General features: G+C 68.8%; 21 protein-coding genes. 9 read left to right on the forward strand and 12 right to left on the reverse strand.

Features of this window, described 5'->3' with window-relative positions; translation table 11 throughout:
* The first annotated feature begins 26 nt into the window (after positions 1-26).
* Entirely contained in the window at positions 27-323 is a 297-nt protein-coding gene (locus ASD34_RS17705; RefSeq protein ID WP_056579999.1) for a DUF1090 family protein, read from the forward strand.
* Between the two features lie 21 nt (positions 324-344).
* Here ASD34_RS17705 and ASD34_RS17710 read toward each other — a convergent pair whose 3' ends face one another.
* Genes ASD34_RS17710 through ASD34_RS17725 form a run of 4 tightly spaced genes read right to left on the reverse strand, consistent with a single transcriptional unit; the run spans position 345 to position 3,566 of the window.
* A complete protein-coding gene (locus ASD34_RS17710; RefSeq protein ID WP_056580001.1) occupies positions 345-899 on the reverse strand; it encodes an SET domain-containing protein in 555 nt (184 codons plus the stop codon).
* A complete protein-coding gene (locus ASD34_RS17715) occupies positions 896-1,756 on the reverse strand; it encodes a GNAT family N-acetyltransferase (protein WP_056580003.1) in 861 nt (286 codons plus the stop codon). The genes ASD34_RS17710 and ASD34_RS17715 overlap by 4 nt, the downstream gene beginning before the upstream one ends.
* Before the next feature lie 10 nt (positions 1,757-1,766).
* On the reverse strand, positions 1,767-2,693 hold the full coding sequence (locus ASD34_RS17720; RefSeq protein ID WP_056580005.1) for an ABC transporter substrate-binding protein: 927 nt from the start codon (positions 2,691-2,693) through the stop codon (positions 1,767-1,769).
* A 21-nt stretch (positions 2,694-2,714) separates the two neighbouring features.
* Positions 2,715-3,566 (reverse strand): PA4780 family RIO1-like protein kinase, encoded by an 852-nt coding sequence (locus ASD34_RS17725; protein WP_056580007.1) that lies wholly within the window; start codon positions 3,564-3,566, stop codon positions 2,715-2,717.
* Between the two features lie 149 nt (positions 3,567-3,715).
* Between ASD34_RS17725 and ASD34_RS17730 the strand changes: the two genes are divergently transcribed.
* On the forward strand, positions 3,716-4,528 hold the full coding sequence (locus ASD34_RS17730; protein WP_056580010.1) for an ankyrin repeat domain-containing protein: 813 nt from the start codon (positions 3,716-3,718) through the stop codon (positions 4,526-4,528).
* Positions 4,529-4,531: 3 nt separating this feature from the next.
* Here the strand turns inward: ASD34_RS17730 and ASD34_RS17735 are convergent, their stop codons facing one another.
* Positions 4,532-5,959 carry a PLP-dependent aminotransferase family protein gene (locus ASD34_RS17735; RefSeq protein WP_056580012.1) on the reverse strand — a complete coding sequence of 476 codons (1,428 nt, stop codon included), beginning with the start codon at positions 5,957-5,959 and terminating at the stop codon, positions 4,532-4,534.
* 96 nt (positions 5,960-6,055) lie between these two features.
* On the opposite strand from ASD34_RS17735, the gene ASD34_RS17740 reads away from it, so the two are divergent.
* The 3 genes from ASD34_RS17740 (at position 6,056) to ASD34_RS17750 (ending at position 7,951) form a co-directional block, all read left to right on the forward strand.
* Positions 6,056-6,799 carry an NAD-dependent epimerase/dehydratase family protein gene (locus ASD34_RS17740; RefSeq protein ID WP_056580014.1) on the forward strand — a complete coding sequence of 248 codons (744 nt, stop codon included), beginning with the start codon at positions 6,056-6,058 and terminating at the stop codon, positions 6,797-6,799.
* On the forward strand, positions 6,796-7,329 hold the full coding sequence (locus ASD34_RS17745; protein ID WP_056580017.1) for a cupin domain-containing protein: 534 nt from the start codon (positions 6,796-6,798) through the stop codon (positions 7,327-7,329). Before ASD34_RS17740 ends, ASD34_RS17745 begins: the two co-directional genes overlap by 4 nt.
* 241 nt (positions 7,330-7,570) lie before the next feature.
* Positions 7,571-7,951 (forward strand): hypothetical protein, encoded by a 381-nt coding sequence (locus ASD34_RS17750; protein ID WP_056582485.1) that lies wholly within the window; start codon positions 7,571-7,573, stop codon positions 7,949-7,951.
* Between the two features lie 122 nt (positions 7,952-8,073).
* On the opposite strand, the gene ASD34_RS17755 is transcribed toward ASD34_RS17750, so the two are convergent.
* Positions 8,074-8,463 (reverse strand): DUF427 domain-containing protein, encoded by a 390-nt coding sequence (locus ASD34_RS17755; RefSeq protein ID WP_056580019.1) that lies wholly within the window; start codon positions 8,461-8,463, stop codon positions 8,074-8,076.
* A gap of 95 nt (positions 8,464-8,558) precedes the next feature.
* Entirely contained in the window at positions 8,559-9,377 is an 819-nt protein-coding gene (locus ASD34_RS17760; RefSeq protein ID WP_056580021.1) for an NAD(P)H-dependent oxidoreductase, read from the reverse strand.
* Between the two features lie 86 nt (positions 9,378-9,463).
* On the opposite strand from ASD34_RS17760, the gene ASD34_RS17765 reads away from it, so the two are divergent.
* Entirely contained in the window at positions 9,464-10,357 is an 894-nt protein-coding gene (locus ASD34_RS17765) for a LysR family transcriptional regulator (protein ID WP_056580022.1), read from the forward strand.
* Between the two features lie 193 nt (positions 10,358-10,550).
* On the opposite strand, the gene ASD34_RS17770 is transcribed toward ASD34_RS17765, so the two are convergent.
* Genes ASD34_RS17770 through ASD34_RS17780 form a run of 3 tightly spaced genes read right to left on the reverse strand, consistent with a single transcriptional unit; the run spans position 10,551 to position 11,962 of the window.
* Complete coding sequence (locus ASD34_RS17770; protein ID WP_056580024.1) at positions 10,551-10,874, reverse strand: hypothetical protein; 324 nt, start codon at positions 10,872-10,874, stop codon at positions 10,551-10,553.
* On the reverse strand, positions 10,864-11,442 hold the full coding sequence (locus tag ASD34_RS17775; RefSeq protein ID WP_321164612.1) for an AAA family ATPase: 579 nt from the start codon (positions 11,440-11,442) through the stop codon (positions 10,864-10,866). The genes ASD34_RS17770 and ASD34_RS17775 overlap by 11 nt, the downstream gene beginning before the upstream one ends.
* 25 nt (positions 11,443-11,467) lie before the next feature.
* On the reverse strand, positions 11,468-11,962 hold the full coding sequence (locus ASD34_RS17780) for an Lrp/AsnC family transcriptional regulator (protein WP_200937600.1): 495 nt from the start codon (positions 11,960-11,962) through the stop codon (positions 11,468-11,470).
* Between the two features lie 65 nt (positions 11,963-12,027).
* Between ASD34_RS17780 and ilvB the strand changes: the two genes are divergently transcribed.
* Positions 12,028-13,815 (forward strand): biosynthetic-type acetolactate synthase large subunit, encoded by a 1,788-nt coding sequence (gene ilvB, locus ASD34_RS17785; protein WP_056580026.1) that lies wholly within the window; start codon positions 12,028-12,030, stop codon positions 13,813-13,815.
* Positions 13,816-13,838: 23 nt separating this feature from the next.
* Here ilvB and ASD34_RS17790 read toward each other — a convergent pair whose 3' ends face one another.
* Complete coding sequence (locus ASD34_RS17790; RefSeq protein WP_235510106.1) at positions 13,839-15,488, reverse strand: hypothetical protein; 1,650 nt, start codon at positions 15,486-15,488, stop codon at positions 13,839-13,841.
* A gap of 161 nt (positions 15,489-15,649) precedes the next feature.
* On the reverse strand, positions 15,650-16,030 hold the full coding sequence (locus ASD34_RS17795) for a response regulator (protein WP_056580030.1): 381 nt from the start codon (positions 16,028-16,030) through the stop codon (positions 15,650-15,652).
* A gap of 339 nt (positions 16,031-16,369) precedes the next feature.
* Here ASD34_RS17795 and mrdA point away from each other — a divergent pair, with 339 nt between their 5' ends.
* The gene (gene mrdA, locus ASD34_RS17800; RefSeq protein WP_056580032.1) at positions 16,370-18,346 is read left to right on the forward strand and encodes a penicillin-binding protein 2; all 1,977 of its coding nucleotides are present in this window, start codon (positions 16,370-16,372) and stop codon (positions 18,344-18,346) included.
* A 165-nt stretch (positions 18,347-18,511) separates the two neighbouring features.
* Entirely contained in the window at positions 18,512-19,513 is a 1,002-nt protein-coding gene (gene dusA, locus ASD34_RS17805) for a tRNA dihydrouridine(20/20a) synthase DusA (protein ID WP_056580033.1), read from the forward strand.
* Positions 19,514-19,522: the final 9 nt, after the last annotated feature.

A 19,522-nucleotide genomic window follows, 5' to 3' on the forward strand; every position in this document is an offset into this window, starting at 1 on the left:
TTCTCGCCCTTGCATTGACCCTGGCCATGCCCGCCGCCTTGGCCCAGACCGGGCCGTCCGTCCAGCCGTTGACCGCCGAAGATTGCAAGGCGCAGGAAGCGGTGCTGGAGCGCGACATGGCACTGGCCCGCTCCCGCGGCCAGATGCTGCGCCGGCGCGAGCTGGCCGACACCCTGGGCGCGCTGCAGCTGCGCTGCCAGGCGCTGGCGCCGCTGAGCCGCGAAGCGCGCATCGAAAAGCTGGAGCAGGAGATCCGCACGCTGCGCACCGAGCTCGAACGCGCGGAGGCACGACTGCGCAGCGTGAAGAGCGAGTCGCCCTGAGTCTGGGCAACTGCGGCCATGTCACCAGGGCAGTTCGCCGATCGGCCTGCGCGGGTCTGAAACAGCGGGCACCACTTCAGCCGCGGTGGCCGGCCCGTCTTTCTCTGCCACAGCCTCGACCGGCGCCAGCATGGTCCCGCGGCAGTTCGGCGAGCCGCAATGGCAGGGGTACTTCGATGGCGGCGAGCCGTCGTCCGCCGTGAGCGAGTAGTCGATGAAGAGTTCGTCACCGGCCTCGACCGCTTCCATCGTCTGGAACCGCAGCACCATCTCGCCGGCCTCGTCGTATTCCTCGACCGCTTCGCAGTTCGGCTCGCAGGAATGGTTCAGGTGGCGCGTGGCGTTGCCGCCCTTGGCACCGTCGATGGTCTCGCCGGTTGTCAGCGTGAACAGGTAGGTGAGCTGGTCGTCCCAGGCCTTGGCGGCCACTTCCTGCTGGGTGTAGCGGCGGCCTTCGTACAGGCCCAGGAAAGCTTCGGCCGGCAGGTCGCGCGTGGCGAAGGCGCCCAGGCCGTGCACGCCGCTGGGGCCCACGCGGATGAACGGGGTGGACGAGGTTCGCTTGTTGGGCTTCATGAACGGGCGGGGCGCGAGGAGTCGGAAGAAGAAGTGGGCTGGAGTGTCGCGGTCATCTCGATCTGTCGGATGACAAGGGTGGCGCCGCGCGCGATCAGGGCGCGGTGCGCCGGGCTGCCCTGGGGCTCGTCGACCAGCCGCCAGCGTGCGCCGGGGCGTGCCTGGGCGAGTGCGTCGAGCAATGCATGGGCAGAGACCTCATCGGGCGCGGCGGCGTCGAGCAGCGCGTGCAGCGGCAGGGCCGGTGGCAGGAGGATGGCGTAGCCGCCCGTCGCCGTGCCGAGGGCCACAGCGCCGTCGTGTGCGAGCGCGCCCTGAACGGTGGGCCACTCGCGGCGCCACGTGGGGCGCGAGATGGCGGCGCAGGCCGCGTGCGCGGCGGCGAGCGCGTCGGTGTCGGGTGTCGTCGAAGCTGTGTCGGCGCGAAGTTCGAAGCTGCCTTCGAGCACATCGAGCGTGCGGGTTTCGACGAAACCCGCCTGCCGGTACAGCTGCCGCGCCGGGTTCTGCTCGATCACTTCGAGCTGCACCTGCGTGATGCCGGCCGCGGACAGGTCGCGCAGCTGCGCCTCGATGAGCTGCCTGGCCAACCCCCGGCGGCGTTGTGCACTCGCGATGCCGAAGCCCGCGAGGTACGCGCGCGAACCACGCCGGCCGACGAGCGAGAGGCCGCTGGCGTCGCCATCGACGACGATCACGCGCGAGAGTGCGAGCTCGGCTTCGGCGCGCCGCACATGCCGCTCGAACATCGCGCGGTCGAACGCGATCGGGACGAAATAGTCTTCGTAGGCGCGGTTCCAGAGGGCGGTGAGTTCGTCGGTGCCGAAGTGGACGGCGGGAACGATGTCGACGTTCATGAGGAGAGGATCAGTTGCGCGGCGCATCCAGCGACGCAAGGCAGTTCACGATGGCATCGGCCGCCTCGTCGAGCCGGGGGCCGGGCCGCATCATCAGGTCGAAGCGTGCCGAGGCGAAGCTGCAGACGCGTCCGCGCTGGATGGCCGACATGGCCGACCAGCCGGGCCGCGCGGCCATGGCCGAGATTTCGCCGAGGGCCGAAACCATGAGCACGTCGGGGTTGGCGCGCACCACGAACTCGGGGTTCATCCTGGGGAAGGGGCCGAGCGAACCCGGCACCGCGTTGGCCAGGCCCAGGCGCGCCAGGGTCTCGCCGATGAAGGAGCTTTCGCTCGCGGCCGCCACGCCGCCGTGCACCTCGAAGTACACGCGCCGACCTTGCCAGTTCAGCGGCACGCGGGCGCGCGCTGCGTTCAGTCGCGCATCGAGGGTGCGCCAGAAGGCCTCGCCCGCGCCCGGCTTGCCGGTGGCGCGGGCCACGGTTTCCATCACGCGGCGCATGTCGGCATGGGTCTTGGCGTCGAGTGCCAGCACCTTGATGCCCAGGCGCTCCAGCGCCTCGGCGGCGCGGCTGCGCGGGCGCAGCAGCACGAGGTCGGGCTTGAGCGCGACGATGCGCTCGATGTTCGCGTCGTCCATGCCGCCCACCTGCGGCAGGCCCTTCACTGCCGCCGGCCAGTTGGCGTGGCGGTCGATGCCCACGAGCCGGTCGCAAGCGTCGAGCGCGCAGACCGTCTCGGTCAGCGAGGGCATCAGCGAGACGATGCGCCTGGCGGGCGCCTGCAGTTCGAGCATCCGGCCACGGTCGTCTTCGAGGCGAATGGTGGCCGCGTGCGCCACCGGGCCCAGGCCCAGTGCCACGAAGGCCGCGGCCCGGGCGATGTGGCGGGCGGCGGTGGTGACGGGCGGGCGCTGGGGCAGGGCGTGGAAAGTCATCGGGCGGGCGGAAGCAGCCCGCTATTGTCGCGGCGTCTGCATCCGCAGCAGCCGCGCCGCTTCTTCCGCACGCGCGTCGTCCACCTCGCGCAGCACGTTGCTGAGATCGACCGGGCCGGTCTCACGCACGAAGGTGCCCGTGAGTTCCGTCTCCGGCCGCAGCAGGCCGCGCTCGTAGAGCTGCCAGATCTCGTCGCCATAGTGCGTCTTCAGCAGCGCGGGCGCGTACTGCCCGAAGAAGTTGCGAAGGTTCTCCACGTCGCGCAGCAGCATGCGCCTGGCGTGGTTGTTGCCCGCTGCATCCACCGCCTGCGGCAGGTCGATGATCACCGGGCCGTCTTCGGCCAGCAGCACGTTGAACTCCGACAGGTCGCCGTGCACGATGCCCGCGCAGAGCATGCGCATCACTTCTTTCAGCAGGCTGGCGTGGTGCAGCAGCGCGTCTTCGGGCGAGAAGGCCACGTCGTTCAGGCGCGGGGCGGCGTCGCCGTGGGCGTCGGTCACCAGGTCCATCAGCAGCACGCCTTCGAGGAAGTTGTGCGGCGTGGGCACGCGCACGCCGGCCGCGGCCAGGCGGTAGAGCGCATCGACCTCGGCGCTCTGCCAGATGGCCTCGGTCACCTGGCGGCCGAATTTGGTGCCCTTGGCCATGGCGCGCGCTTCGCGCGTGTTCTTGACGCGGCGGTTCTCGGTGTAGTCGACGGCCTGGCGGAAGCTGCGCTTGTCGGCTTCCTTGTAGATCTTGGCGCAGCGCGTTTCGTCGCCGCAGCGCACGACGTAGACCATGGCTTCCTTGCCGCTCATGAGCTGGCGCACGACGCTGTCGATCAGGCCCTCGTCGACGAGGGATTGCAGTCTGGGGGGTGTCTTCATGCGTGCGCCTCCGGCACAGCCAGGGGGTGGGTCGAGAGGAAGGCCCTCAGGCTTTCCGTGCCGATCTGGTAGACCGCATCATGCCTGTGCGCTGCGAAGCCGAGCTGGCGGCGCCTGCGGCAGAATCCCCAAACCAGCAGGGAGATGCCATGAATCCGAAGAAGATCTTCGACGCGGCGAGCGAAGCCGATGTCGACACGGTGCGCGCATGCATCGAGGCCGGGGCCGACATGGCCGCCGTCAACAGGCAAGGCTTCACCGCATTGCAGTGCGCCGCGATGGGCACGAACGAAGCCGAGCTCGAACCGATCCTTGCCGTGCTGCAGCTGCTGCTCGACGCCGGCAGTCCGCTCGAATACGCCGGCAGCGACAGCCGCACCGCGCTGTACCTCGCGGCCGAGTTCTCGCCGACCACGGCGCCGGTGCAACTGCTCATCGATGCGGGCGCGAACCCCGACGTGAGCGACGGCCACGGCAACCACATCACGGAAAACGCCATGGAGGAAGAGGTCGCCGAGCTGCTGTCGCGCATCACCGGCCACGCGCTGCCCGGACCACCGCCGCCCGAGCCCGCCCCGGTGAAGATGAGCGCTGCGCAGTGGCGCGCGGCCGAAGCGCGCATTGCCCAGGTGTTTGATGCGCTGACGCAGGCGGGCCTGGTCGCGCTGCAGGACGCGGGCGACACGCAGTCTGATGGCTTCTCCGACTGCTCCGAAGCCTTCCGCGAGCGCGGCGGCAAGAAGGCCGGCGTGCACGGCTTCTGCTTCTACACGCGGCAGGACCAGAACCGCGCCAAGCGCACCAGCCAGCTCTCGCTTGCCTTCTGGGGTGCGCCCGACGGCGGCGAGTCCGACATGCAGCGCGTTGGCGAACTGGTGGTCGGCCAGTTCCGCATCGGGGGTTTCGAGGTGCGCTGGAACGGCGCGTCGTCGATGCGGCCAGAAGTCGATCTGCGCGCCTGAGCCTCAACCCAACGCCGCGCGCAACCGCGTGGCGAGCTGTCGTGCCTGGGCCGGCGAAGCGACGTTGGTGAAGCCCATCAGCAGCCCTTGGCCTTTGAAGGCGGTCGTGCCCCGGGCCGACAGCGGCTGGCAGTTCAGGCCGGCCTCTTGCGCGCGGCGGGCCAGCACGAGGTCGCTCTCGGTGCGCGTGTCGAAGCGCGCGATCAGGTGCATGCCGCCGGCCTGCAGGTCGATGCGCACACCATCGCCGAAGGCCTTCTGCAGCGCCTCGGCGAGCAGGGCGCGTCGGCGTGCGTAGAGCAGGCGCATCTTCTTCAGGTGGCGCGAGAAATGGCCGTCGCGCATGAAATCGGCGACCGTGGCCTGCGTGATCTGCGCACAGCCGTTGGACGCGATGCGCACCGCCTCGTCGAAGCGCGCACGCAGCGATTCGGGCACCACGAGATAGCCCAGCGCCAGCCCCGGATACAGCACCTTCGAGAAGCTGCCGGCATACAGAACGCGGTCGTGTCCGTCGAGGCTCTTGAGCGCGGGCAGCGGCGCGCCGGCATAGCGGTACTCGCCGTCGTAGTCGTCCTCGACGATCCAGGCCTTGGCGCGCGAGGCCCACGCGAGCAGCTGCAGCCGGCGCGCCAGCGACATCGATACGCCCAGCGGCGCCTGGTGCGAGGGCGTGACGAGCGCCAAGCGCGCTGTCGGCGCGCGGCGAACGCCCCGCGCCACCACCAGGCCTTCGTCGTCCACCGGCACGGGCACGACGCGATGGCCGGCACTGCGCAGCACATCGTGCGTGGGCGCGAAGCCCGGGTCTTCGGTCCACACGCGATCGTCTTTCGCGAGCAGCGTGCGCGCCACGAGCGCCAGCGATGCGCGGTAGCCGCCGGTGACGAAGACCTGCGCAGGCTGGCAGGCCACGCCGCGCGACACCAGCAGGTAGGCCGCGATGGCCTCGCGCAGCGGCGCATGGCCTGCGGGGTCGCCGTAGAACAGGTCTGCCGCGCCCATGGCGCGCGCACGGCGGGCGACCAGGCGCGCCCAGAGCTTGCGCGGAAAGGCATCGAGCGCCGGGATGCCGAGTTGCAACGGCGGCGGGGCGACGGGACCGGGGAGCGCGGGTGCATCGACGACACGGCGCGAACCGGCGCGCAGGGGCCGCTGCACCGGCAGCGATGGCGACACCACCGTGCCCGCCTGTCCCTGCGCCGAAAAGTAGCCTTCACCCGCGAGCTGGCTGTAGGCCGCTTCGACCGTGCCGCGCGCCACGCCCAGCTCGCCCGCCAAACTGCGCGCCGACGCCACACGGTCGCCGGGGCGAAGCACGCCGCGGTCGATCGCCGTGCGAAAGCGTTCGTAGACCTGGCGGTGCAGCGGGATCGACGTTGAACGGTCGATGCCGGGGAGGGCGGCGGTTGGGTGGGGCGGCTCGATCATGGCCCAGACATTTTGATGATTCTTGGTTCTTTCATATGGGGCATCGAAATCCTAAGCTCGTGGCTTCGAACAGCCAGCAGGAAAGAAGGACACGCAATGGGCGAGAAGGTATTCGTGGCGGGCGCGACCGGGGCCGTGGGCACAGCGCTGATCCCTCTGTTGCTCGAGGCGGGGCACGCGGTGTATGGCGGCACCCGCCGTGCCGATCGCGCGGCGGCGCTGGAGGCTCGCGGCGTGACGCCGGTGGTGGTCGACGTGTTCGACGCACAGGCCTTGCGCGACGCGCTGGTGCGCATCGCGCCGGCGGTCGTCATTCATCAACTCACCGATCTGCCCAAGGACCTGAATCCGGCGCTCATGGCCGAGGCCGTGGTGCGCAATGCGCGCGTGCGCATCGAGGGCACGCGGCACCTCGTCGCGGCGTCGCTCGCGGCCGGTGCGACGCAGGTGATCGCGCAGAGCATCGCGTGGGCCTACGCGCCCGGACCGATGCCGCACACCGAGGACGATCCGCTCGACCTCGCCGCCGAAGGCGGCCGCCGCATCAGCATCGACGGTGTGGTGGCGCTGGAACGCAGCGTGCGCGATGCCGTCGGCCTCACGGGCACGGTGCTGCGCTATGGCCAACTGTATGGGCCCGGTACGTCGAACGCGGCACCCAGGGGTGCGAGCCCGGTGCATGTCGAAGCTGCGGCGTGGGCGGCGGTGCTGGCCATGCGGCATGCACGCGGCGGCGTCTTCAACATCGCGGAAGACAGCGTCGGGCTCAGCAGCGAGAAGGCCAGGCGTGAGCTGGGCTGGCATGCGGCGCTGCGGCTGTCGCGGGAGGTCGTGTCATGAAGGCCGCACGCTGGCATCGCACGTCGTCGATCGGCGCGGGTCTGGCGGGGCTGTCGCTGGTGCTTGCCGCCGGCTGGGCGCTGATGCCGCGCGCGGGCCAGCAGGAGGCTGTGCAGTGGTTCGCCGACGTGTGCAGCTCGGTGGCGCGGCCGATGTTCGCGTCAGCGCCGGTGCCCGCGGGCTCGGAAGCGACGGCGCGGCCGGCGACGCAGGTCAAGGTGCTGTCGTGCGAGGCGCTGCCGCACGTGCCGGGCAAGTCGGTGACGACGGTGCTCGTCGACTTTCCGCCGCTCGCGTATTCGCCCGCGCACCGGCACCCGGGCTCGGTGACCGCGATCATTCTCGAAGGCACCATCCGCTCGCAGCTGGGCGGCGGCCCGGTAGGCACCTTCAAGAGCGGCGAGACCTTCTTCGAGCCGCCGGACACGCTGCATGTGTTCGCCGAGAACCCCGATCCAGTGAAGCCCGCGAAGCTCATGGCCGTGTTCGTCACCCAGAGCAACTGCGGACCGCTGCTGCTGCCGCCCTGACGCTTCTCGGAACGCGCCGCATTGTTTCCGTTTCGGGAACGCCGTGGTTCCTTTTGCTACGGGTTTTTACCTAGATCGCGGCGCACAATTCATCTCACGAACCGGCCCTCCAGCTGACCCGGATGAACAGGCCCGAGCGAGTTGGCCGCCCTTCAAGAAGAGGGACGGTGACCCACCCAAGACCGGTTCAAACCATCCAAGCAAGAACTTGTACTGAACTGAATTGAAGAAGGAAACCGACATGACCGCCTCCAAGCTCCTCTCCGCCGTTGCTGTTGCCCTGATGGCTGTTGCCGGCGCCGCCCACGCTGAAACCTACGAAGGCGTGCATCAGCTGACCTCGGCCGCCAGCCGCGCCGATGTCGCCGCCGAAGCTGTTGTGGCCGCACGCAGCGCCAACCCCTACGCCACCGGTGCCGACGCAGGTCCTGCCCAGGTGTTCGTCTCGACCGTGAGCCGCGATGCCGTCCGCGCCCAGGCCGTGGTCGCCGCGCGCAGCGAGAACCCCTACAGCGAAGCCGTGACATCCCGCGTGGCCCCGGTGCTGGCCAGCGGCCTGGACCGCGCCACGGTGCGTGCCGAAGCCCGCGCGGCGGCACGCGGCGACGCTCTGCCGCTGTAATCCGTCGACGCGACGACTGGCGCGCACCTGGCCCCGCACGGGGCGGGTGTCAGCAGGTCAGAGAAAGAAGAGCCGGCCTTGCGAAAGCAAGGGCCGGTTTTCTTGCGCCAGCGGATGGATGCTCAGAAGCAGCGCTCTTCGATCGTGCCCACACGGTCCGGATAGAAGGCCACGTGGTCCTTGATCGGCGCGACCGATTCGTACGGCGACTCGTAGGTCCACACCGCATTCACCGAGCGTTCGCCGCCGGCCGGAATGCTGTAGTAGGCGCACTCGCCCTTGTACGGGCAATAGGTCGCGTGCGCGGTGCGCTCCAGCAGCGACATGCGAACGTCTTTGCGCGGGAGGTAGTGCACGGTGCCGAAATGCGACTCGCGCAATGTCAGTGCGTCGCGCGAATCGGCAATCACATGCCCTCCCACCGACACCACCACGCGCAACGGATTTGGCGCGATGGTGATCGCATGGTCGGGGCCCGGAATCTTGACGGTGCGTTCTGGCGTGGCGAACATGGACAAGCTCCTTCGGACGAATCGGCGGATGCGCATCTTGCTGCGTTGTCGCGACGTTTTGAAGTCACCCGCGAATCCACCTGATCCCGGCGTGGTTAAAAGCTGGCGCGTTCGGAAACCAAAGTTTCAGATTCGCTGCTTTTGCGGTGTACCCCGAAGCCCGCGCGGCCCGGCGCGATGTGTTCGCGCAGCGTGAGCGCGGGAATGTCGTAGTCGCCGCCGTTCTGCGGTCGGAACGCGATCGGGTCGGTGGTCCACAGCGTGTCGAGCCGTTCACCGAGCTCGCCGGTGATGCGCGCATAAGCGGCCGCGTCGACCTTTCCCGTGCGATGCACCACGAAGGGGGGCAGCACGTCGAAGCCGGGGTAGTAGAGGATGCCGTGGTGGATGGGGAACAGCAGTTCGTCCATCGGCCCGTTGATGCCGCGCGGGGCGTAGTGCGAGGCCCAGCCGCCGGTCGTCACCACCAGCATCGCGCGCTTGCCGGCCAAGGTTCCTTGGCCAAAGCGGTCGCCCCAGTGTGTGTCGGAGTGTTCGCCCACGCCGTAGGCAAAGCCATAGGCGTAGATGCGCTCGATCCAGCCCTTGAGGATGGCGGGCATCGAGTACCACCACAGCGGGAACTGCAGGATCACCGCGTCGGCCCAGAGCAGCTTCTCCTGCTCGGCGGTGATGTCGGCGGTTTGCGTGCCGCCCTCGAACGCGTGCAGTGAGTCGCGCACGGGGTCGAAGGGCGCGGCGGTGTCGCGCGCAGGGAAATCGTCGGCGTCGAGTGCGGGCTTCCAGCGCATCGCGTACAGGTCGGACACGCGCACGCAGTGGCCGGCGCGCGTGAGGCGTTCGACCATGAAGCGATGGAGCGAGCCGTTGAGCGAGGTGGCTTCGGGATGGGCAAGGACCAGCAGGATGTTCACGGTGTCAGGGGGTGAGTGAAGATGCCCTCAGGTTAGGTATTGGCGCGCTATATTGGAAATGAATAGTTTGAATGCCAGGTATCGCCATGAACAATTTCAGCCGCATCGACCTCAACCTGCTGGTCACGCTCGACACCCTGCTGGCCGAGCGCAACGTGACCCGCGCGGCCGAGCGCCTGAACCTCTCGCAGCCCTCGGTGAGCGTGCAGCTCGCCAAGCTGCGTGAGCTCTTCCACGACCCGCTGCTCGTGCCTGCGCAACGCGGCATGCGGCCCACCGCGCGCGCCGACGAACTGCGCGAGCCGCTGCGCGAGGCCCTCGCGTCGCTGGGCCGCGCGGTGGCACCCAGCCAGCCCTTCGACCCGGCCGAGGCGACCACGACCTGGCGCGTGGCCGCGGCCGACTACGCCGAGTCGGCCATCCTGCTGCCGGCGCTGGCCGGCCTGCGCGCGGCCGCGCCGAAAACGCGGCTCGCCGTGGTGGAGGCGGTGCCCACGCGCATGGCGCGCCAGCTGGAGCAGTCGGAGATCGACCTGTTCTTTCACACCAGCGTGGGCGCACCGCGCGGCCTGCACCGGCGCGTGCTGTTCCACGAGCGCTACGTGCTGGCCGGCCGGGCAGGGCACCCGCGCCTGAAGCGCCGGCCCACGCTCGCGCAGTTCTGCGCGCTGGAGCATGTGGTGGTGTCGCTCGGCGGCGGCGGTTTTTCGGGCCCCACCGACGAGGCGCTGGCCGCGCAGGGACTCGCGCGGCGCGTGGTGCTGTCGGTGCCGCACTTCCTGTTCATGATGTCCGTGCTGGCCAGCACCGACATGGTCGCGATGCTGCCCGAGCGCCTGGCGCGCGGCGCGCCGGGGCTGCGCGTGGTGGAGGCGCCGCTCGAGGTGCCGGGCTACGAGATGGCGATGCTGTGGCATGAGCGCAGGCACCGCGATGCGGGCCACCGGTGGCTGCGCGAGTGGATTGCGGGGAGTCTGTAGGCGACGGCATCGTGGTTCACGGCGACTCGGGCAGGGTCTTCAGGCGCTTGATCGCCTGATCTCACCCAGGAGTTTCTGCCCGATGCCCGCGATCCGTTTGCGCGGATGGAAGCCCTCCAGCCGCACGTGGCCTTTGCCGATGAAGAAGTCGGCGGGAGTCGGGCATGGCGCCGCCTGGGACTGAATTCGCGATTCAAGGCTTTCGGCTCAGGCGTCGGCCTAGGCGCCACGCAACAATCGGCCCGATCACCATGCCCGCCAGGCAAGTCAACAAGACGACATGGCTCTTGAGTCCCAGCAGCCAGCTGAGGGTCGGGTACTGAGCCGTCACTGCTTCCGAGAAGCTCCACCAATAGGAGGCTCCACGACTGGGGCCCGTGCGAAGTTGGGTGCCGTCGAGCAGATAAGCAGCCAGCGGTGCAAGGCCCAGATAGGCAAACATCGCGGCCCAGGGGCCGAGCACGATGACGCCCTGGAAGACATCGACAAAACGGGATCGTATCGACTTACGGCGCATGCATTTGCCGGCAGATCAGGTCTGCCGCGTCACTCGCGCTCATCAGCGTGGAATCAATCACCAGGCGGCTCGTACCCCAAGCCTCGTAATCATGCCGAGGCACGGACTCCCAGCTTGGCAACGCAAAGCCCGCAAGGTCGGCCTCCCGGTGTTCCACGCGCCGGCGGTGTTCCGCCGCATCGGAGCACACGACTTCCACTTCCACCAGCTTCGACGACGTGTCGGTCGCCACGGCCCGCCACGCTTCGCGCGTGACCGCCAGCGGATTGACGCAGTCGGCAACCACGGGCATGCCCAGCACGAGGTTGGACCGGGCCAGCGCGTAGGCCACGACATAGCCGGCCGGACCCACATCGTCGCCGTGTCCATTCGCGGTTTTCAGCGCGTGCTCGATGGCGTCGATGCGCAGGTACGCGCAAGGGATGCGCGCCGCGAGTTCGCGCGCGATGGTGGTCTTGCCTGTACCTGGCAGGCCGCCCAGGACGATCAGCGTGCGATGTTCCGAAGTCGTTCTCATGGAGGGGGTGGCGTCAGCGAAGGGCCGTTCGTCGTCGATCGTACCCAGCATGCATTCGAGCGGGCCTGGTGGCCCCTCAGATCACCGGCACTGTCGCCTCCTTCAGCACGCGCAACACAAAGTGCGACTTGCTGTGCCGGATGCCGGGGATCTTGTAGAGCTTCTCGCGCAGCAGCCGTTCGTAGTCGCGCGTGTCGCGCACGGCGATGCGGATGTAGTAGTCGTAGTCGCCCGAGACCAGGTAGGCCTCCTGGATCTCGGGGATGGTGGCGAGGGTGCGGCCGAAGTCGTACAGGGTTTCGTCGGTGTGGCTTTCGAGCGTGACCTGCACGATCACCGAGTCGTGGTAGCCCAGCTTGGCCGGATCGACGTCGACGGTGTAGCGCTTGATGACGCCCGAAGCCTCGAGTTTCTTGATGCGCGTCCAGCAGCTGGTGGGCGACAGGCCGACCTCGTTGCCGATCTCCTGCAGGGTCTTGCGCGAATCGAGCAGCAGCACGCGCAGGATCGCCAGATCGGTCTTGTCGAAAGATCCTTCGGTGTCGTTCGATGTTTGGCGATTGGTTTTCATGTTTCGGGCTTAAACAGCCAAAAGAAAGAAGCAAATTCTGCCTCAAGAGCGGAAGAATTGACGGCATGCGACTGCTCGACCTTCCCCCCACATCCTCGCCCTCCCTCTCGCCGGCCGTGCCTGAGACCCCGCCCCGCGTGCGCAATGGTGCCGAAGCGCTGCTCGACACGCTGGTCGAGTGCGGTGTCGACACGATCTTCGGCTACCCCGGCGGCGCGGCGCTGCCGCTGTACGACGCGCTGCACGGCGAGCCCCGGCTGCGCCATGTGCTGGTGCGCCACGAACAGGCGGCGGTGCATGCGGCCGAGGGCTATGCGCGCAGCACGGGCCGCGTCGGCGTGGTGCTGGTCACCTCGGGGCCGGGCGTGGGCAACACGATCACGGGGCTGCTCGACGCGATGAGCGATTCGGTGCCGGTGCTGTGCATCAGCGGGCAGGTGTCGACGGCGGTGATCGGCACGCAGGCTTTCCAGGAAAGCGACGCGCTGGGCATGTCGCGCCCGGTGACCAAGTGGAACCGGCAGGTGCGCGCGGCCGACGACGTGCCCGCGCTGGTGCGCCGCGCGCTCGACATTGCCACCACCGGCCGCCCCGGCCCGGTGCTGCTCGACGTGCCGAAGGACATCCAGCTCATGCGCCTCACGCATGGCACTGCACCCGCGCCGCTGCGCGCCCTGCGCACGGGCCGCGCGCCGCTGCCACCGCGGGCGATGCTGCAGCGCGCGGCCGACCTGATCTCGACTGCGCGCCGGCCCGTGCTCTACGGCGGAGGCGGGCTCATCAACTCGGGGCCGGCGGCCTGCGAGGCCTTCACGCAGCTGGTGCACCGGCTGCACGCACCGTGCACGCTCACGCTGATGGGGCTGGGCGCGTTCCCCGCGTCCGACCCGAAGTTCGTCGGCATGCTGGGCATGCACGGCATGCTCGAAGCCAACCTCGCCATGCACGAGGCCGACCTGGTGGTGTGCGTGGGCGCGCGCTTTGACGACCGCGTGACGGGCAAGCTCGACGAGTTCTGTCCGCACGCCCGCAAAATCCACATCGACATCGACCCCGGCAGCATCAACAAGGTGGTGCACGTCGACGTGCCGATGGTGGGCGACTGCGGCGCCATCGTCGAAGCGCTGCTGGGGCTGCTGCCCGAAGACTTTGCGCCCGAGCGGCTGGCGCCGTGGTGGGCACGTATCGAGCGCTGGCGCGCCGAAGACTGCCTGGCTTTCACGCCATCAACCGAAGAAATCCTGCCGCAGCAGCTGATGTCGTCGCTGCAGCGGGCCATCGCGGGCCGCGACGCGATCGTCTCGACCGACGTGGGCCAGCACCAGATGTGGGCCGCGCAGTACCTGCGCTTCGACAGCCCGCGCCACTGGCTCACCTCGGGCGGCGCCGGCACCATGGGCTACGGGCTGCCTGCCGCCATCGGCGCGCAGATCGCGCACCCCGATGCGCTCACGGTGTGCGTGAGCGGCGACGCGTCGGTGCTGATGAACATCCAGGAGCTGTCGACGGCGATGCAGCACGGCACGGCCGTGAAGCTGGTGCTGAGCAACAACGGCTACATGGGCATGGTGCGCCAATGGCAGGAGCTGAACCACGGCAACCGCCTGAGCCACAGCTGGAACGAGGCACTGCCCGACTTCGTGGCGCTGGCCAAGGCTTTCGGCTGGGGCGCGCGGCGGGTGTCCGACCCGGCCGAGCTGGAAGAGGCGCTGGCCGAATGCCTGGCGAGCAAGGGGCCGTTCTTTCTGGACGTGCAGGTGGCGGCGCAGGAGAACTGCTTTCCGATGATGCCGTCGGGATGTGGGCATCACCGGGTGATGCTGGCGAAGGACCGGTGGTACGAGGAAAGTTGAGTGCCTGCCCGCGTGCTCGTTCTTCAGGAGTGCCCGTCCACCCGCATCTGGAACAGGAAGTACGGCGGAATGCACGCCCCACGTCCTTCAGGCTGCCCCTCTGCCTGCGCGCAGATGTAGTCCTCGCGACAAGGCTTGTGCGCCGAGCAGCTGCGCAGGTTGCCGGGCCGCGTGTGCTTGCTCAAACAATCGCCGAACGGCTGCTTCGCCGCCAGGCACTGATTGAAATCGCTGAGGATGGCGATGCCGCCGCAGGTGCCGTTCGGGTCTTTCGGATCGCAGCGGCCCGAGCACATGCCGCCGGGGAAGCCGACGGAGGTCTTCTCGCAGACCGAATCCGCGCCTTCGCAGGTCGTGGCGGCGGTGCGCGGCAGTTTCTGGGCGCGGTCGCGCCAGGGGTCGGCCGATGCGGTGATGCGCGTGGGCTCGCAGCTCGCGCCGACCGTGGCTTTCTCGGGCGCGGCGTTGGCGTCGTCGGGCGTGGCCAACGGGCGGAACGGATCGGGCACGGGCGTTGTCAGCGCGGCCTTCACATAGCGTTCGCGCCGCGCCAACTCATCTTGCAGGTGCGGCGAATGCGGCAGCGCGAGCGCGTTGCCGGTCGTGAAGGTGCGCGAGACGCCGCGCCGGTCCAGGCCCAGCAGGTGAAAGCCCGCGACCGCACGGCTCTGGTGGCAGCCGGCGCAGCTCAGGTCGTCGAGCCGGCGCAGCACCGCCTGCGGTGATTGCAGCGTGCGGCTGCCGGGCACGGGCTGCCAGTCGCCTGTCGCGAACAGCTGTTCGAAGGGCCGGTTCGCCAGGCGTTCGAGACCGCGCGGTGCGACGGAAACGGACTCGGTCGCCAGAAAGCGATCGGGGATGCGCACGGTGGCGTTGTCGAGCGCGCGCAGCGTGTCGGGCTGCTGCAGCCATTGCAGCAGCGCCTTGCGCAAGGGGGCATCGGCCTTGAGCTTCGCGACGTCGGGCGTGTTCTCGAGCGGGCCCGCGTCGAAGCGTTGCGTGCCCGCGTTCCAGCGGAAGGCGCGCAGCAAGTATTCGGCATGGCCGCCGAGGTCGGGCCGCACGGCCGAGGGCCAGCGCACGCTCTGCAGGTTGGTCGTCACCTGCGCGATGCGGGCCTGCGCGAGCCGTTGCGGCGCCAGCGGGCCGTCGGCCGACACGAGCCAGCGGCCGAGGGCCTCGTCTTTCATCGAAGCCTGCGGCGGCTGCCAGCGTCGTGCAGCGCTGGCGCAACTGCCGTCGGCGTCGGGCGCGTCGCCGCGCAGTTCGACCGCGACGGTCATCGGCAAGCGCGACTGCATTGCGGCCGAGCGGTAGGCCAGCCGGTACACGAGCCGCGTCTCGCCGCAGGCGCCGGGCTGGAAGGGGCGGCGGTCCATGCGGTTGGCCACACCGACCAGCTCAAAGAAGGCGTCGGGGCTGGCAAGCCAGCGCGCATCGAAGATCCGGTGCGGGTAGCGCGCGATGCCGACGCCGGCCTGCGGGTCGCGGCGCTGCAGGGCGGCGAGGCTGCCTTTCAGCGCGGCGGTGATCGATTGCCAGGCGGGCGAGCGCGCGAGCGCCTGGTTGGTGGCGATGCCGCTCGCAGCGACGGGTACGTCGAACCAGCGGCCGAAACCGGCGCCGGACTTCTCGGCGGCCTGCAGCGCGACGGGCGAGGTGACGAGCACCACAGGGTCGGCTGCGTGAGCGGCCGCCACAGCGAATGAGGACGCGAGCGCGAGGCCTGCGGTCAGGAGGTGAAGTAGGCGTGGCACGCGGGCAATTGTGCCGCCGCGAATCATTCAGGCCGTGCAGCGACCGGCATTCGCTGCGCGCTCCGCGGCGCAGTCGCTCAGCGCCTCGAAATACCGAGCTTGCGGCAGAACTCGTAGAAATCTTCGAGCTGCAGCGACTTGTCGAACACGGCATCGACCCCCGCCGACAGTGCGCCTTCGCGCACCTCGGACGTCGCGTGGTTCATGAACACCACAGTGCGTTGCACGGGCGATTTGCGGTCCTTCAGATGGTTCGCAACGGTCAGGCCGTTGCCTTGCGCCAGGAACATGTCGATCACGGCGGCATCCCAGCCATCGGGGTTCGATTCGAGCCAGTCGATCGCTTCGTCGCAGGTGCTGGCGGTGGCGACGACTTCGCATCCAGAGAATTCCCGCAGTCCATCGGTCAGGGTGGTGGCGATCAGAGGGTTGTCTTCTATGAGGTAGATGCGGGTCATCGGTGCGAAGCCTGGATATGAAAAGCGTGGCCTGGGGCGCGGGGCGCTTCTTTCAGGCTGCCCCATTGTCTCGACGCGGCGGTGTGGCGGAGTCGGACAACGCCGCCACATGATGTCGCCGGCGCGCATCCGGCCGAGCGAAATCATCACGCACCGCATCGGCCTGCGCGACGTGGGCCGCCGCGGTCCTGGTCGAACTGACCGGTGAGCTTCGGGGGCGGCGCGCAACTGCCGGCGCAGCCGCCGGGGGATGTCAGGTGGACGGGGCGCGGAACCTTCGGGCGGGCAGGCTCTCTTATCGGGCCTTTCTGCAGCTTCTTCCGATCCTCCTTCCTCCCGATGAATGAAATCCGCAATGCCGCCGTCGAACTCGCACTTTTTCGCCGTCGTGTGGTGGTGGTCGGCTGCGCGGTGTTGTTCGGATTCGGTCTGATCGGCGCACGGCTGGTCTACTTGCAGGTGATGCGCCATGACGAGCTGGCGGGGCGGGCCGAGAGCAATCGCACGGCAATCGTTCCGGTGGTGCCCAACCGCGGGCAGATCCTGGACCGCCACGGCGTGGTGCTGGCGTCCAACTACGCGGCCTACACGCTGGAGATCACGCCGTCGAAGGTGGGCCACATCGATGCCGTCATCGACGCGCTGGATGGCCTGGTCGAAGTGACGCCGAGGGACCGTCGCCGCTTCCAGCGCCTGCGCGAAGATTCGCGCAGCTTCGACTCGCTGCCCATCCGCACGCGCCTGAGCGATGAAGAGGTGGCGCGCTTCGCGGCGCAGCGCTATCGCTTTCCCGGGGTGGAGATCAAGGCGCGGCTCTTTCGCACCTACCCGCATGGCGAGGTAGGAGCCCATGTGATCGGCTACATCGGCCGCGTCAACCAGCGCGAGAAAACCGCGATGGACGACTGGCCGGAGGACAAGCGTGCCAACTACCGCGGCACCGACTACATCGGCAAGGTCGGCATCGAGCAGAGCTACGAGCAGGCGCTGCACGGCCAGACCGGCGTGGAGCAGATGGAAACCTCGGCCGGTGGGCACGCGGTCCGCCGCCTGGCGCGTTACCCGGCCAAGCCCGGCCACACGGTGATGCTGTCGCTGGACATCAAGCTGCAGAAGCTCGTGGAAGACATGTTCGGCGAGCGCCGCGGCGCGCTGGTGGCCATCGACCCGAAGTCCGGCGAGGTGCTGGCCTTCGTGAGCAAGCCCACCTTCGATCCCAACCTGTTCGTCGAGGGCATCGACACCGAGAGCTGGAAGGCGCTGATCGAGTCGCCCGACAATCCGCTGCTGAACCGCGCGCTGCGCGGCACGTACCCGCCGGGCTCCACCTACAAGCCCTTCATGGCCATGGCAGCACTGCAGACCGGCAAGCGCGCGGCGGACAAGGTGGAGAACGACCCGGGTTTCTACACCTTCGGCGGGCGCACGTTCCGCAGCCATCGGGGCGGGCTGGGCGGCGTCGACATGCACCGCGCCATCCAGTTCTCGAGCAACACGTATTTCTATTCGCTGGCCGCCGAGATGGGCGTCGACCTGATCCACGACTTCATGGCGCCGCTGGGTTTCGGGCAGTTCACCGGCATCGACCTGCAGGGCGAATCGCGCGGCGTGCTGCCGAGCAAGGCGTGGAAGCGTGCGGCCTATCGGCGCGCCGACATGAAGGGCTGGCACCCGGGCGAGACGATTTCACTGGGCATCGGACAGGGCTACAACAACTTCACGATGCTGCAGCTGGCCTCGGCCAACGCCACGCTGGCCAACGGCGGCGTGCGCTACCAGCCGCACCTGGTGCGTGCCATCCGCGACACCGCGACCGGCCAGGTGGTGCAGCAGGTGCAGCCTCCGGCCCAGGACCTGGGCTATGCGCGCAAGCACGTCGAGGTGGTGCGCGACGCGATGGTGGCGGTGACGAAGGGCGGCACCGGCACGCGCGTGTTTGCCGGCGCCGCGTACACATCGGCCGGCAAGACCGGCACCGCGCAGGCCGTGAGCCTGGGGCCGAAGGCGCGCGCGAGCGGCAAGACACTCGATGCGCGCCAGCGCGATCACGCGCTGTACATGGCATTCGCCCCGGCCGAAGACCCGACCATTGCCGTGGCGGCGATCGTCGAGAACGCGGGCTTCGGTGCGGCACATGCGGCGCCGATCGTGCGGCGGGTGTTCGACTACTGGCTTGCAGACCAGTACCCGAACGACATCGACATGGCCGCGGTGCAGGAGGGCAAGGCCGGCGCGCCCATCGGCACGCCGTTGGTGGCGAGCGAGGTGCCGATGCGGAACGACGAGGCGCAGGCCGATGAAGCGCAGGCGCTATGAGGCGCATGGTCACGTGCAGCGGGTCGAGGCGCGACCAGACGCCGCGTGAGAAACTACCCGCTCGATGTCTGTGGTGCGTGAAGGTGGACATTTCGTGTGCGCTGTGTGCGGCGTATCCGGGCGGTTTGGCGTGCACGCGAACATGCACACGAGAGGGTCCAAGGTATGAGTGATAGCGGTAAGTTGTTGAATCTCAAAGAGAAAATCATTTCGGTCGCGCCCATGATGGATTGGACCGATCGCCATTGCCGGTTTTTCCATCGCCTCATGACGCGCCATGCGCTGCTCTACACCGAGATGGTGACCACGGGCGCGCTGATTCACGGCGATGTGCCGCGTCACCTGCGCTTTCATGCCGAAGAACACCCCGTCGCCCTGCAGCTCGGCGGCAGCGAGCCGAACGACCTGGCGCACTGCGCGAAGCTTGGCGAGGAATGGGGCTACGACGAGATCAACCTGAACTGCGGCTGCCCGAGCGAGCGCGTGCAGCGCGGCGCCTTCGGGGCCTGCCTCATGAACGAGCCGCAGCTGGTGGCCGACTGCGTGAAGGCGATGGTCGACGTGGTCGATGTGCCCGTCACCGTGAAGCACCGCATCGGCATCGACAAGATCGAGAGCTACGAGTTCGTGCGCGACTTTGTCGGCGCGGTGAGCGAGGCAGGCTGCGGCACGTTCATCGTGCATGCGCGCAACGCCTGGCTGCAGGGCCTGAGCCCGAAGCAGAACCGCGAGATTCCGCCGCTGCGATACGCATTGGTGCACCGCCTGAAGCACGACTTTCCGGCGCTGCAGTTTTCGATCAACGGCGGCATCGCCACCAACGCCCAGGTGCACGAGCACCTGCGGCTGCTCGATGGCGCCATGGTGGGCCGCGAGGCGTACCACAACCCCTGGTGGCTGGCCGAGTGGGACGCCGAGTTCTACGGCGACGCCCCGCTGACGCTCACGCGCGAGGACCTCGAGGCGCGGATGTGCGACTACATGGTCCGCGAGGCGGCCGAACACGGCACCCACTGGTGGTCGATCGCGCGCCACATGCTGGGCCTGCGCAACGGGCTGCCCGGTGCGCGCCGCTGGCGCCAGGTCTGGAGCGACCATCGCCTGAAGACCCGCCCGCCGCACGAAGTGATGGCGCTGGCGCACGAACCCGCCGTCCAGGCCGCCTGATTCTTCGCG

It is taken from the genome of Variovorax sp. Root473 (assembly GCF_001426505.1).
In the GTDB taxonomy this organism is placed as follows: domain Bacteria; phylum Pseudomonadota; class Gammaproteobacteria; order Burkholderiales; family Burkholderiaceae_C; genus Variovorax.